The following is a 13,817-nucleotide window of genomic DNA, read 5'->3' as shown; positions in this document are numbered from 1 at the left end:
CCCTGCTCCTCAGATGTGCGGGACGTCGTCGGGGATGTCGTAGAAGGTCGGGTGGCGGTAGACCTTGTCGGCGCTCGGCGCGAAGAACGGGTCCTTCTCGTCGCGGGTGGACGCGGCGATGTGCTCGGAGCGCACCACCCAGATCGAGACGCCCTCGTTGCGGCGGGTGTAGAGGTCGCGGGCGTGGGTGAGGGCCATCGTGTCGTCGGCGGCGTGCAGAGAGCCGACGTGCACGTGGTTCAGGCCGCGCTTGCCGCGCACGAAGACCTCGTACAGCGGCCAGTCGCCCCTGGAGGTCTCCGGAGTCGTGCCCGCCGGAGTGGAGTCACTCATGCCGTCGCCCCTTCCCGGGTGTGCGCACGCGCACGCCCGGCCTGCTTGGCCGCGTGGGCCGTGGCCGCCTCCCGGACCCAGGCGCCGTCCTCGTGGGCGGACCTGCGGCGCTCCATCCGCTCGGCGTTGCACGGGCCGTCGCCGCCGATGACCCGCTTGAGCTCGGACCAGTCGGGGGTGCCGAAGTCGTGGTGGCCGCGCTCCGCGTTCCAGCGCAGCTCCGGGTCGGGGAGGGTCACGCCGAGCTTCTCGGCCTGCGGGACGGTCATGTCGACGAACCGCTGACGCAGTTCGTCGTTGGTGTGCCGCTTGATCTTCCATGCCATGGAGGCCGCGGAGTTGGGCGAGTCGCCGTCGGGCGGGCCGAACATCATCAGCGAGGGCCACCACCAGCGGTTCACGGAGTCCTGGACCATGTCCCGCTGGGCCTCGGTACCGCGCATCATCGTCAGCAGCAGTTCGTAGCCCTGCCGCTGGTGGAAGGACTCCTCCTTGCAGATCCGCACCATGGCACGCGCGTAGGGCCCGTACGAACTCCTGCACAGCGGGACCTGGTTGCAGATCGCCGCGCCGTCGACGAACCAGCCGATCACGCCGACGTCGGCGAAGGTCGGGGTCGGGTAGTTGAAGATCGACGAGTACTTCTGGCGTCCCTCGATCAGCCGCTCGGTCAGGTCGGCGCGGTCCGCGCCCAGTGTCTCGGCGGCCGAGTACAGGTACAGCCCGTGGCCCGCCTCGTCCTGGACCTTGGCGAACAGGATGGCCTTGCGGCGCAGCGACGGGGCGCGGGTGATCCACTCGCCCTCGGGCTGCATTCCGATGATCTCCGAGTGCGCGTGCTGCGCGATCTGCCGGACGAGCGTCCTGCGGTAGCCGTCGGGCATCCAGTCGCGGGGCTCGATCCGCTGGTCCCGCGCGATCGTCGCGTCGAAGTGCTCCTGCAACCCCTGCTCCGGGAGCGGGGTCCCGGCGGAGTGTGTCGTGGTCATCGATACCAGCTTCCCAACCGACCATTCGTTCGGCACCAGTGTGCCGCCTTTCCCCGACCCGAGCAAGACCCGAGCCCGATCACACACGCGAAGGGCGTGCCCGGGCCCGGTTCGCGCTGTTCGTGCGCCCTCGCGCCCGTCGTGCGGGAGTGGTGGACCGGCGCGGGAGCGCGTGGGTGGTGGTGGTTCGCCTCGCGATACCGCGCGCCCCGCCCGGGGCGCGAACACGCCCCTTTCACGCGGTTCCCGACCGCCACCCGTGGCTGTTTGGCTTTACATGCAGCCCGCGCTGCCCAGTCGTCCGCACAGCCCCACAGCCACCGCACCCCTCGCACTCCCCTCCACCACCCCGTGAATCCGCGCCCGAACAGCCTCCCCGCGTCCGCCCTGCACCGCTCGCCCGTTCGCATCACGTACCCGGAGGACATGTGACCGCCCCGGAAAGTCCACCCGACAGCGCCGTCGCCCCGCCCGACGCCGAAACACCGTTCACCAGTCTCGGCACCCGGGCCGCGCGTCAGCTCGCCACCACCACCAAGTCCGCGCCGCAGATGCAGGCCATCACCTCGCGGTGGCTGCTCAAGATGCTGCCGTGGGTGGACGTCAAGGGCGGCACCTACCGGGTCAACCGGCGACTGCAGCTCCGCGTCGGCCGGGGCCGGGTGCAGTTCGACCACAACGGCGCCGACGACATCAAGGTCATCCCCGAGACGCTCACCGAACTGCCCGCCCTGCGCGGCTACTCCGACACGGCGGCCCTCCAGGAGATCGCCGCGCGGTTCCGGGTGCGGGAGGTCCGCGCCGGCCAGCTGCTCTTCGACGCCGGGCAGCCCGTCACGGAGGCGTATCTCGTCGTCCACGGCCGGTTCACCCGCTTCACTCCTGGCAAGTACGGCGAGGAGGAGGTCACCGGAGTCGTCACGGACGGCGCCCAGCTCGGTGACGAGGCCATCGGCCAGGAGGACCCGCGCTGGCACCACTCGGTACGGGCCGACACCGCGGGCGTGGTGCTGACACTCAACTGGGACAGCCTCGAACAGTTCGTGGCACGCACCCCCTCCCTCGCCGCGCAGCTGGCCGCGTTCGCCGAGCGGCAGAGCAAGCCCATGAACCGCAAGGGCGAGGCCGACGTCCCCCTGCAGGCGGGGCACGTGGGCGAGCCGACCCTTGCCGGCGGCTTCGTCGACTACGACCTCTCCCCCCGCGAGTACGAGCTGTCGCTCACCCAGACCGTGCTGCGCGTCCACACCCGCGTCGCGGACCTCTACAACAGCCCGATGGACCAGACCGAGCAGCAACTGCGCCTGGCCATCGAGGAGATCCGCGAACGCCAGGAGTGGGAGCTGGTCAACAACCGCGAGTTCGGCCTGCTGCACAACGTCGACCACGCCCAGCGCGTCAGCACCTTCTCCGGGCCGCCGACCCCCGACGACCTCGACGAATTGCTGTCGATGCGCCGCAAGACCCGGGTGTTCCTGGCCCACCCGAAGGCGATCGCCGCCTTCTTCCGGCAGTGCAACCGGCGCGGTCTCATGCCGGGCACGACCACCATCGAGGGCCATGAGGTGCCCGCGTGGCGCGGTGTCCCGTTCCTGCCCTGCGGCAAGATCCCGATCAGCCCGCAGCACACGAGCAGTGTCATCGCCCTGCGCACCGGAGAGGCCGACCAGGGTGTCGTCGGGCTGTACCAGACCGGCATTCCCGAGGAGTACCAGCCGGGCCTCAACGTCAGGTTCATGAACATCGACACCACCGCGATCATGAACTACCTGGTCACCGCCTACTACTCGATGGCGATCCTCGTTCCCGACGCGGCGGGAATCCTGGAGAACGTCCAGGTCGGGCGGACCGCGGAGTGAGCGTCCCGCCCGTACCCACCGCGGCACCGCGACTGCCCGGGCCGCCGAATCTCGCCCGCGCCACCACCCGCCGTCGCAGCGGCGCGGTCCCCGGGCTGCGGTACCGGCCCGCCGTGCCCGCCGACCCGGAGAAGGCCGCGGAGATCGACCGCGGGCTGGAGGCCTGGGCCCGGGAGCTGGACCTGTTCCCGCAGAGCTGGACGGGGGACTTCGCCGGGTTCCAGTGCGGCCGGGCCGTCGTGCTCCAGCACCCCGGCGCGATCAGCCTCGACCACCTCATGGCGGCCGGGAAACTGCTGCTCGCCGAGAACGTCGTCGACGACTGCTACTGCGAGGAGGTCGAGGGCCGGGGCGGGGCGGCACGGGGCCTGGGCGGCCGGCTGGTCATCGCCCAGTCGGCGCTCGACCCCTACCACGGCACGCCCGAGCTGGAGGAGGAGTGGCGCCGTGGCATGGAGGCCGACGGTCCGCTGCGCTCGTACCACCATGCCCTGCGGAACTACCGCGAGCTCGCCACGCCCAGCCAGAGCGATCGGATCGTGCACGACCTGGCCCGGCTGCACATGGGCTATCTCGCGGAGGCCGCCTGGTCGGAGATCCGGTACGTGCCGCAGGTCTGGGAGTACCTGGTGATGCGGCAGTTCAACAACTTCCGGCCGTGTCTGTCGATCGTGGACGCCGTCGACGGCTACGAACTGCCCGCGGCCCTGTACGCCAGGTCCGAGATCCAGCGGATCACCGCGCTCGCCTGCAACGCCACCACGATCGTCAACGACCTGTACTCCTTCACCAAGGAGCTGGCCTCCGACCCCACCCATCTGAACCTGCCCCAGGTCATCGCCGCCAACGAGCGGTGCGGGCTGAAGGCCGCCTATCTGCGGGCCGTCGAGATCCACAACCGGATCATGGAAGCGTTCGAGGAGGAGTCGGCGGTCCTCTCCGCCACCTCACCCCTGGTCGCGCGCTACGCCGAGGGCCTGGCCTCGTGGGTGTCGGGAAACCACGAATGGCACGCCACCAACTCCCACCGCTACCACCTGCCCAACTACTGGTAACACCCGCTACCGGTAACGCCGGCCGAACCGGCGGCCCATCGCCAACGCGCAACGAGGAGAACCCACTTGACCATCACCAACGCCGAGACCACCGCAGCATCGGTGCCGAGCCAGTCCACGTACCAGACCCGCGTCGCGGACTACTGGAACGCCGAGGAGAACGCGGTCAACCTCGAACTGGGGAAGATCGACGACCTGTACCACCACCACTACGGCATCGGAGCCGTCGACCGGTCCGTACTCGACGAGGGTCCTGGCTCGGGCCCCGACCGGATCACCGCCGAACTGCACCGGCTGGAGCAGGCCCAGGCCGATCTGCTCGCCTCCCGGCTCGGCGACCTCTCCCCCGCCGACCGTGTCTTCGACGCCGGCTGCGGGCGCGGCGGCGGCAGCGTGGTGGCCCATCTGCGGTACGGCTGCCACGCCGACGGGGTGACGCTCTCCCGGAAGCAGGCCGACTTCGCCAACGAGCAGGCCCGCAAGCGGAGCATCGACGACAAGGTGCGCTACCACCACCGGAACATGCTCGACACGGGTCTGGAGAGCGGCGCGTACGCGGCGTCCTGGAACAACGAGTCCACCATGTACGTGGAGCTGGACCTGCTCTTCGCCGAGCACGCCCGGCTGCTGCGCCGCGGCGGTCGCTACGTGACGATCACGGGCTGCTACAACGACGCCTACGGGCGGGCCTCCCGTGAGGTGTCGCTCATCAACGCCCACTACATCTGCGACATCCACCCGCGCTCGGAGTACTTCCGCGCGATGGCCCGCAACCGGCTCGTACCCGTCCATGTCCAGGACCTGACCGCCGACACCATTCCCTACTGGGAGCTGCGGCAGCAGGCCGGTCATCTGGTCACCGGCATCGAAAAAACGTTCCTGGACGCGTACAGGAACGGCAGTTTCCAGTATCTGCTCATCGTGGCCGACCGCGTCTGAGGTGCCTTGAACCGGAACCGGGCCCGGCCGTCGTGGTCGACGGCCGGGCCCGGTTCCCGACCTTCAGGCGGCCTCCGCGCTCTCCGTGGTGTTCCGCTGCACGCCGTCGCGGTGGATCGGGGTGCGCGTCCCGGTGAGAGGGGCGCCCGTTCCGCCGCGCCGGGCCGCGACGATCTCCGCCGCGATGGACAGGGCGGTCTCCTCGGGCGTACGGGCGCCGAGGTCGAGCCCGATCGGCGAGCGCAGCCGCGCCAGTTCCGCGTCGGTCAGGCCCGCTTCGCGCAACCGCCGGTCACGGTCCGCGTGGGTGCGGCGCGAACCCATCGCCCCGACGAAGGCGACCGGCAGCCGCAGTGCCTGCTCCAGCAGCGGGATGTCGAACTTGGCGTCGTGGGTGAGTACGCACAACACCGTGCGCCCGTCCGTCGCGGTGCCCCGCAGATAGCGGTGCGGCCAGTCGACGACCAGGTCGTCGGCCTCGGGAAAGCGGGCCCGGGTGGCGAACACGGGACGGGCGTCGCACACCGTCACGTGGTAGCCGAGGAACTTGCCGGCCCGCACGAGCGCCGCGGCGAAGTCGATCGCACCGAACACGATCATGCGCGGCGGCGGTACGTTCGACTCGACGAGCAGCGTGAGCCCGCCGGGGCAGTTGCTGCCGTCCTCCGAGAGATCGAGGGTGCCGGTCCGTCCGCCGTCCAGCATCGCCCGCGCCTCGGCCGCCGCCGTCCGGTCCAGCTCCGCGGAGCCGTTGCCGTACGACCCCTCGTACGAGCCGTCGGGGTGCACCAGCAGGGCCCTGCCGAGGAGTTCGGCCGGCCCCCGGACGACCCGGGCGAGTGCCCTGGGTTCGCCCGAGGCGACCGCCGACAGCGCCGAGCGGAACACCTCGCGGACCGGTGTCTGTGCGGCGACCGGGGTGACCATGATGTCGAGCACCCCGCCGCAGGTCAGACCGACCGCGAAGGCGTCCTCGTCGCTGTAGCCGAACCGTTCGAGGACGCTCTCGCCGTCCTGGAGCGCCTGCACGCACAGGTCGTACACCGCTCCTTCCACACAGCCGCCGGAGACCGAGCCGATGACCGTGCCCCCGCTGTCGACCGCGAGGGCCGCGCCCGGGCCGCGCGGTGCGCTGCCGCCGACGGCCACCACGGTGGCCACGGCGAACTCACGGCCCTCCTCGACCCAGCGGCTCAGCTCGTCGGCGATGTCAAACATGCGGGCCCGCCGTGATGACGCGGTCCGGCCTGATCGGCAGGTTGCGGTGGCGGACACCGGTCGCGTGCCAGACGGCGTTGGCGATGGCCGCGGCGGCACCCACGATGCCGACCTCGCCGATGCCCTTGATCCCGACCGGGTCGTCCGGGTCCGGGTCGTCGACCCAGTCCGCCTCGACGAGCGGGACGTCGGCGTTCGAGGCGACGTGGTAGCCCGCGAGGTCCGCGCCGTACAGGGCGCCAGTGTTGTGGTCCCTGACCGCCTCCTCGTGCAGGGCCATGGAGATGCCCCAGATCATCCCGCCGGTGAGCTGGCCGCGCGCGGTGAGCGGGTTGATGATCCGCCCGGCGGCGAACATGCCGAGCATGCGGCGCACCCGTACCTCGCCGGTGCTCACGTCCACGGCGACCTCGGCGAACTGCGCCCCGAAGGAGTGCCGTTCCTTCTGTGCGAGGGCCCCGACGGCCGCGGTGGTGTCCGACCGGACGGTGATGCCCTCCGGCGGGATGCCGTCGCTGAGGGCGAGCCGTTCGCGCAGTTCACCGGCCGCGGCCGTGACCGCCCAGGCCCAGGACCGGGTGCCCATCGACCCGCCGGCGATCATCGCCGGACCGAAGTCGCTGTCGCCGATCCGTACGCGCACCCGGTCGGTCGGCACCTCGAGGGCGTCGGCGGCGATCAGGGTGAGCGCCGTGCGGGCGCCCGTTCCGATGTCCGCGGCGTTGATCCGCACGGTGAAGGTGCCGTCGGCCTCCGCGGTCGCGGCGGCCGTCGACGGCATGGCTCCCACGAAGAAGGAGGCCGCCGCCGTGCCGGTGCCGATCAGCCAGCGGCCTTCGCGGCGCACGCCCGGACGCGGGTCGCGGTCCGCCCAGCCGAACCGGCGGGCGCCCTCCTCGAAGCAGGCGGGCAGGTTGCGGGTGCTGAACGGCAGTCCGGAGACCGGCCCCACCGCGGGTTCGTTGCGGGTGCGCAGCTCGATCGGGTCGATGCCGAGCTTCTCGGCGAGTTCGTCGAGGGCCGACTCCAGCGCGAACGAACCGGGTGCCTCGCCGGGGGCGCGCATGAACGTCGGGCTCGGCACGTCGAGCCGTACGACCCGGTTGGCGGTGTGGTGGGCGGGGGCGTCGTACATCACGCGGGCCACACCGGCGCCCGACTCGATGAAGTCGTGCACGGTCGAGGTCCGGCTCAGGCAGCTGTGTTCCAGCGCGCGCAGCCGCCCCTCGGCGTCGGCGCCGAGCCGGACCCGCTGGGTCGTGGGGCTGCGGTAACCGGCGAGCGAGAACATCTGGCGGCGGGTCATGACGACCCGGACGGGGCGTGACAGGACGGTCGCGGCCATCACGGCGGCCACCTGGTGGGCGCGGACGCCCTTGCTGCCGAAGCCGCCGCCGACGTGTTCGGAGCGCACGTGCACCGAGGCCGGGTCGAGCGAGAACAGGCTGGCGAGTTCGGCCGCGACCCAGAGCGTGCCCTGGTTGGAGTCCACGACCTCGAGACGGCCGCCGTCCCACAGGGCGGTCACCGCGTGGGGCTCCATCGAGTTGTGGTGCTCTTCCGGCGTGGTGTACTCGGCGTCCAGGACGACGGCGGAGGCGGCCAGTTCGGCTTCGAGGTCGCCCTTCTCCGTCACCGCGGGCCCGCCGGGGCCCGGGATCGGGGACGCGTCGGGGTGGTCTCCGGAGAAGGCGACGTCGTGCGCCTCCTCCTCGTAGTGCACCACCAGTGCCTCGGCGGCCTCCCTGGCCTGTTCGGAGGTCTCGGCGACGACCAGCGCCACCGGCCAGCCCGCGTGCGGCACGCGGTCATGCTGGAAGACGGCGATGGTTGGGTCCGGCGCCATGCCCAGCATGCCGACGTAGTCGGTGTCGACGCGCGGGGCGTTCCCGTGGTGCAGGACGGCGAGGACGCCCGGCATCGCCAGGACCGGAGCGTCCTCCACCGAGCTGACGCGGCCACGGGTGATGGTGGACAGCACCAGCCAGCCGTGGGTCAGTTCGGTGAAGGGGATCTCGGCCGCGTAGCGGGCCGCTCCGGTGACCTTGTCGCGGCCCTCCACGCGGGTGTGCGCGGTGCCGACGGCCGGTACCGCCCTGATTCCGGGTGTGGTGGTGGTCATCGGGCGGCCTCCTCGGCGAGTTCGCTCAGCACGGCGACGACGAGGTTGCGCATGAGTGTCACCTTGTATCCGTTGTGCGGCAGCGGCTTGGCGGCCGACAGTTCGGCGTCGGCCGCGGCGGCGAAGGCGGCGGCGTCGACCGGTCCCCCGGTCAGGGCCGCTTCGGCCGTGCGGGCGCGCCAGGGCCGGGACGCGACGGCCCCGAAGGCCAGGCGCACCTCGTGCACGACGCCGTCCCTGACGTCGAGCGCGGCGGCGATGGAGCCGATCGCGAAGGCGTACGAGGCCCGCTCGCGCACCTTGCGGTAGCGGGAGTTGGCGGCCACCGGGGCGGGCGGCAGGACGACGCCGGTGATCAGGGCCCCCGGCGGCAGGGCGGTCTCCAGGTGCGGGGTGTCGCCCACCGGCAGGTAGAAGTCGGTGAGGGGCAGCTCGCCCGGTCCGTCGGCGGTCTCGTAGGTGACGACGGCGTCGAAGGCCGTCAGCGCCACTGCGAGGTCGGAGGGGTGGGTGGCCACGCAGTGCTCGGAGGCGCCGAGGATGGCGTGGTTGTGGTGCTCGCCCTGGATGGCGGGGCAGCCGCTGCCGGGGTCGCGCTTGTTGCACGGCTTGGTCACGTCGGTGAAGTAGCCGCAGCGGGTGCGCTGCAGCAGGTTCCCGCCGACGGTCGCCATGTTGCGCAGCTGCCCGGAGGCCCCGGCGAGGACCGCCTGTGTCAGGGCCGGGTAGCGGCGGCGCACGTCGGGGTGCGCGGCGAGGTCGCTGTTGCTGACGGTCGCGCCGATGCGCAGTCCGCCGTCCTCGGTCGGCTCGATGCGGTCCAGCGGCAGCTCGCGTACGTCGACGAGCCGGCCGGGGCGCTCGACGCCGGTCTTCATCAGGTCGACGAGGTTGGTGCCGCCGCCGAGGAACCGGGCGTCCGGGTCGGCGTCGAGGAGCGCGAGGGCGCCGGAGACGTCGAGGGCGCGCTGGTATCCGAACTCCTTCATGCCGCTGCCCCTTCGTGCTCGGTGCCCTGCTCGGCCCGGGCGGCGGCGTCGGCCTCGGCCGCGCGGGCGACCGCCTGCACGATCGACACGTACGCGCCGCAGCGGCACAGGTTCCCGCTCATCCGCTCGCGGATCTCGTCCGGGGTCAGGGGTGGCGGTCCCGCTTCGGGACGTACGTCGTCGGTGACGGCGCTCGGCCAGCCGGCGGCGTGCTCCTCGATGACGGCGACGGCCGAACAGATCTGGCCAGGTGTGCAGTAGCCGCACTGGTAGCCGTCGAGGTCGAGGAACGCCTGCTGTACGGCGTGCAGCTGGTCGCCCTCGGCGACGCCCTCGATGGTGGTGATCTCCCGGCCCTCGGCCGCCACCGCGAGTTGCAGACAGGAGACGGTCCGGCGTTTGTCCACCAGGACCGTACACGCCCCGCATTGCCCCTGGTCACAGCCCTTTTTGGTGCCGGTCATATCGAGGCGTTCACGGAGGGCGTCGAGCAGGGTGGTGCGGTGGTCGACGGTCAGGGTGTGCTTCTCGCCGTTGATGTTCAAGGTGACGGCGCTGTACGTCGACGGGGGTGCTGTGGCCATGATCAGCCTTCTTTCGCATTCCCGGGCCGTCCCACAAGGACGGTCCGGCAGGCAGAGAGAACGGAAAAACGCTATAGACGTAGGAGACGCGGAGAGGCGTCGGAGCAACGGACCGGGAATGGTGTCGGGTGTCGGGTGGGGGATGACGCCCCGCGCGGCGGTGGCGGGCCGGAAGCGTGCATGATGCAAGTAAGCGGGCCAGACCACGGCCGACCACCGCCACCTGTCCAAGTTGGACGGCTCGCCGGTAAGGTGTACCTAACCGGACAGCTGTCCGCTCACGGGAAAAACGTAATGGACACTTGTCCGCTTAGCAAGGACGGGATTCGGCCACGAACCCGCGAGGAGGACCCGTGGGGCACAAGAAGGACGCACCTCTGCGCTCGGACGCGCAGCGCAACCGCGAGCGCATCCTGGAAGTGGCCGTGGCCGAGCTGACGCTCTGCGCGGACGCCCCGCTCAGCGCCATCGCCAAGAAGGCGGGCGTCGGGCAGGGCACCTTCTACCGCAATTTCCCCAACCGCGAGGCGCTCGTCCTGGAGATCTACCGCCACGAGATGCAGCAGGTCGCCGACGCCGCCTGCGAACTGCTCGACGCTCATGAGCCGGAGCGGGCGCTGCGCGAGTGGATGGACCACCTGGCCCGGTTCGCCATGACCAAGGCGGGTCTGGCGGACGCGATCCGGCAGGTCACCAGCGCGCCCGGCGGCCCGGCAAAGCCGGAACCCACTCCGGTGGCGGCGGCGGGCGAGCGCCTGCTCCGCGCCAACGAGGAGGCCGGCACCATCCGGCCGGGCGTCACCTCGGACGACTTCCTCCTCGCCATCGCCGGCCTCTGGCAGCTCGACCCCCACGGGGACTGGCAGTCGCGCGCGGCCCGCCTGCTGGACTTCGTCATGGACGGACTGCGGGCGGGGGCCCCGGGCCGCCGCTGAGGCCCGGTCCCCGCCGGTCTCAGGACAGGGGTTCCTCGCGCAGGGCGCCCCAGTCCTCGGCGCCGACCTGATGGAACAGGGTCGCGGTGACCGCGGCCAGGCCCGTCCAGCCGGTCTGGTGGGACGCGCCGAGGCCCGCCCCGTTGTCGCCGTGGAAGTACTCGTAGAAGAGCAGCAGGTCCTTCCAGTGCGGGTCCTTGGCGAACTTGGCCTGGGCGCCGTGCACCGGGCGGTGCCCGTCAGGACCGCGCAGGAACGTCGCGGTGAGCCGGCCGGAGATCTCCCGGGCGACCTCGTAGAGGTTCATCCGCCGCCCCGAGCCGGTCGGGCACTCCACCGTGAACTCCGCACCGTGATAGGCGTGCAGGTTCAGCAGGGCCCGGATCAGCAGGATGTTGACCGGGAACCACACCGGGCCGCGCCAGTTGGAGTTGCCGCCGAACATGCCCGAGTCGGACTCAGCGGGCAGATACCCGACGCCGTACGACCGGCCGTCGACCTCGAAGCTGTACGGGTGGGCGGCGTGGTGGCGGGAGAGCGAGCGGATGCCGTACGGGCCGAGGAACTCCTCCTCGTCGAGCATGCGGGCCAGGACGCGCCGGAGCCGGTCCGGGCCGAACAGGGCGAACAGGTGCCGTCCGCGCACCCCGGGCCCCTCGGTCTGCTGCGCGGACACGACGGCCTGCACGGCGGGGTGCCGGTCGATGAACTCCCGGGCTCCTGCCACCAGTTCGGGGAACCGCCGGTCGGCCCAGCCGCCGACCACGCTGGTGGCGGCGAGCGGGATCAGCCCGACCAGGGAGCGTACCCTGAGCCGGACCGCCCGGCCGTCGGGCAGCCGCAGGACGTCGTAGAAGAAGCCGTCCTCCTCGTCCCACAGGCTCTCGTTCTCCCGGCCGACGCGGTTCGTGGCGACCGCGATCCACGCGAAGTGCTCGAACAGCGTCTGCGCCTGCTCCACGTACACCGGGTTGTCGGCGGCCAGTTCGATGGCGATCTCCAGGAGGTTCTGGCAGTACAGCGCCATCCAGGCGGTGCCGTCGGCCTGGTCGATCTGGCCGCCGGTGGGCAGGGGTGCGCTGCGGTCGAAGACACCGATGTTGTCGAGGCCGAGGAAGCCGCCCTGGAAGACGTTGTTGCCGTCGACGTCCTTGCGGTTGAGCCACCAGGTGAAGTTCTTCAGCAGCTTGAGGAAGGCGTTCTCCAGGAAGGCGCGGTCGCCGTGTCCGGTGCGGTGCTTCTCCAGCTCGTAGACGAAGAGGGTCGCCCAGGCGTGCACCGGCGGGTTGACGTCGCCGAAGTTCCATTCGTACGCGGGGATCTGGCCGTTGGGATGCAGGTACAGGCGTCGCAGGAGCAGGTCCAGCTGGCCCTTGGCGAACCCGATGTCGACCATCGCGAGGGCGAGGGTGTGGAAGGCGAGGTCCCAGGCCGCGTACCACGGGTACTCCCAGGTGTCCGGCATCGACATGATCTCGTCGTTGACCATGTGGTACCAGGCGCTGTTGCGCAGCCGGGGGTCGGCGCCGAGCGGGTCGACGCCGTGTTCGGCCAGCCAGCGCTCGACGTCGAGGTGGTAGTACTGCTTGCTCCAGAGCATCCCGGCCAGGGCCTGCCGGACCAGCCGCCGCTCGTCCTCGCTCGTCCCCGCCGGGACGACGCCGTCGTAGAAGGTGTCGGCCTCGTCCCGGCGGGCCGCCATCACCTGCTCGAACTCCGCCCAGGGGTCGGCTAGTTCGAGCGCGTCGGTCAGCCGCAGGCGGATGCGCGCGCTCCCGCCGCCGGGCACGGTGAGCACGCTGTGCAGGGCCGCCTTGGTGCCGGTTCCGGCGGGATCGACGGCCGCGGTGTCGCCGTGGACGACGTGGCGTCCGATGCCGTCCTTGACGTACGGGGTGGAGTTCGGACTGCCGAAGACGCGCTCGTCGTTGGTCTCGTTCCCGGTGAACAGCGCCAAGGCGTCGCTCTCGCAGTACAGCCGACGCGAGCCCAGCTCCTCGTGCTCGGCGAGGATTCCGCCGGGCGCCCGTCGCAGGGCCGGCACGGCGGTGCCACCGGCCCAGGACCAGGTGTGCCGGAACCAGAGGGTCGGCAGCAGATGGAGCGTGGCGTCGTCCGGGCCCCGGTTGTGCGCGGTGATCTCGACCAGCAGATCCTCGGGACCCGCCTTCGCGTACTCGACGAACACGTCGAAGTAGCGGTCGTCGTCGAAGACACCGGTGTCCAGCAGCTCGTACTCGAAGTCCTCGCGGCCCCGGGCCCCGTTGGTGGCGACGAGATCGCCGTACGGGAACTCCGCCTGCGGGTACTTGTAGAGGAACTTCATGTACGAGTGGGTGGGAGTGCTGTCGAGGTAGAAGTAGCACTCCTTGACGTCCTCGCCGTGATTGCCCTCGCTGTTGGTCAGGCCGAACAACCGCTCCTTGAGGATCGGGTCGCGGCCGTTCCACAGGGCCAGGGCGAAGCACAGCCGCTGCTTGTCGTCGCTGACACCGGCGATCCCGTCCTCGCCCCAGCGATAGGCGCGGGAGCGCGCCTGGTCGTGGGTGAAGTACGCCCAGGCCTCCCCGTCGGAGCTGTAGTCCTCGCGGACCGTGCCCCACTGGCGCTCGCTCAGATACGGCCCCCAGCGCCGCCAGGGCGCCACCCCCTCGTCGGCCTCGGCCAGTCGCCGCCGCTCGGCGTCCGGTGTGCCACTGTCCACGCGGTCGGTTGTCATCGCCCGTCCTCCTCACAGCCCGGCACGTGCGTCCAGACTCGGACGGTCGCGGCCCGCCCGCAATGCTCCGGGGAG

The 13,817-nt window shown here is 71.2% G+C and carries 11 protein-coding genes; 4 read left to right on the top strand and 7 right to left on the bottom strand.

Annotated elements, in window-relative coordinates:
- Window positions 1–9 precede the first annotated feature (9 nt).
- On the bottom strand, window positions 10–333 hold the full coding sequence (gene paaB / locus K3769_RS01145) for a 1,2-phenylacetyl-CoA epoxidase subunit PaaB (protein ID WP_267024513.1): 324 nt from the start codon (window positions 331–333) through the stop codon (window positions 10–12).
- Complete coding sequence (gene paaA, locus K3769_RS01140) at window positions 330–1,322, bottom strand: 1,2-phenylacetyl-CoA epoxidase subunit PaaA (RefSeq protein ID WP_267024512.1); 993 nt, start codon at window positions 1,320–1,322, stop codon at window positions 330–332. The genes paaB and paaA overlap by 4 nt, the downstream gene beginning before the upstream one ends.
- A gap of 428 nt (window positions 1,323–1,750) precedes the next feature.
- On the opposite strand from paaA, the gene K3769_RS01135 reads away from it, so the two are divergent.
- From K3769_RS01135 to K3769_RS01125, 3 genes are all read left to right on the top strand, one after another.
- Window positions 1,751–3,181, top strand: coding sequence for a family 2B encapsulin nanocompartment shell protein (locus K3769_RS01135; protein WP_267024511.1), 1,431 nt, complete (start codon window positions 1,751–1,753; stop codon window positions 3,179–3,181).
- Window positions 3,178–4,236: a family 2 encapsulin nanocompartment cargo protein terpene cyclase gene (locus tag K3769_RS01130; protein ID WP_267024510.1), complete on the top strand. Its 1,059-nt coding sequence runs from the start codon at window positions 3,178–3,180 to the stop codon at window positions 4,234–4,236. Before K3769_RS01135 ends, K3769_RS01130 begins: the two co-directional genes overlap by 4 nt.
- 66 nt (window positions 4,237–4,302) lie before the next feature.
- The gene (locus K3769_RS01125) at window positions 4,303–5,175 is read left to right on the top strand and encodes a geranyl diphosphate 2-C-methyltransferase (protein ID WP_267024509.1); all 873 of its coding nucleotides are present in this window, start codon (window positions 4,303–4,305) and stop codon (window positions 5,173–5,175) included.
- Between the two features lie 63 nt (window positions 5,176–5,238).
- Here the strand turns inward: K3769_RS01125 and K3769_RS01120 are convergent, their stop codons facing one another.
- From K3769_RS01120 to K3769_RS01105, 4 genes are read right to left on the bottom strand one after another with little or no spacing between them, the layout of a single operon-like run.
- Complete coding sequence (locus K3769_RS01120) at window positions 5,239–6,393, bottom strand: XdhC family protein (protein ID WP_267024508.1); 1,155 nt, start codon at window positions 6,391–6,393, stop codon at window positions 5,239–5,241.
- Complete coding sequence (locus tag K3769_RS01115; protein ID WP_267024507.1) at window positions 6,386–8,515, bottom strand: xanthine dehydrogenase family protein molybdopterin-binding subunit; 2,130 nt, start codon at window positions 8,513–8,515, stop codon at window positions 6,386–6,388. The genes K3769_RS01120 and K3769_RS01115 overlap by 8 nt, the downstream gene beginning before the upstream one ends.
- Entirely contained in the window at window positions 8,512–9,504 is a 993-nt protein-coding gene (locus tag K3769_RS01110; RefSeq protein WP_267024506.1) for an FAD binding domain-containing protein, read from the bottom strand. The genes K3769_RS01115 and K3769_RS01110 overlap by 4 nt, the downstream gene beginning before the upstream one ends.
- Window positions 9,501–10,088, bottom strand: a complete 588-nt coding sequence (locus K3769_RS01105; protein ID WP_267024505.1) for a 2Fe-2S iron-sulfur cluster-binding protein — start codon at window positions 10,086–10,088, stop codon at window positions 9,501–9,503. Before K3769_RS01105 ends, K3769_RS01110 begins: the two co-directional genes overlap by 4 nt.
- Before the next feature lie 353 nt (window positions 10,089–10,441).
- On the opposite strand from K3769_RS01105, the gene K3769_RS01100 reads away from it, so the two are divergent.
- Window positions 10,442–11,023 carry a TetR/AcrR family transcriptional regulator gene (locus K3769_RS01100; RefSeq protein WP_267024504.1) on the top strand — a complete coding sequence of 194 codons (582 nt, stop codon included), beginning with the start codon at window positions 10,442–10,444 and terminating at the stop codon, window positions 11,021–11,023.
- Between the two features lie 19 nt (window positions 11,024–11,042).
- On the opposite strand, the gene K3769_RS01095 is transcribed toward K3769_RS01100, so the two are convergent.
- Complete coding sequence (locus K3769_RS01095; RefSeq protein ID WP_267024503.1) at window positions 11,043–13,742, bottom strand: MGH1-like glycoside hydrolase domain-containing protein; 2,700 nt, start codon at window positions 13,740–13,742, stop codon at window positions 11,043–11,045.
- Between the last annotated feature and the right edge of the window lie 75 nt (window positions 13,743–13,817).

The organism is Streptomyces ortus, assembly GCF_026341275.1.
Classification (GTDB): Bacteria; Actinomycetota; Actinomycetes; order Streptomycetales; family Streptomycetaceae; genus Streptomyces; species Streptomyces ortus.
Note: the sequence above shows the minus strand (reverse complement) of the source record. Positions and strands in the feature narration are given on the sequence as shown.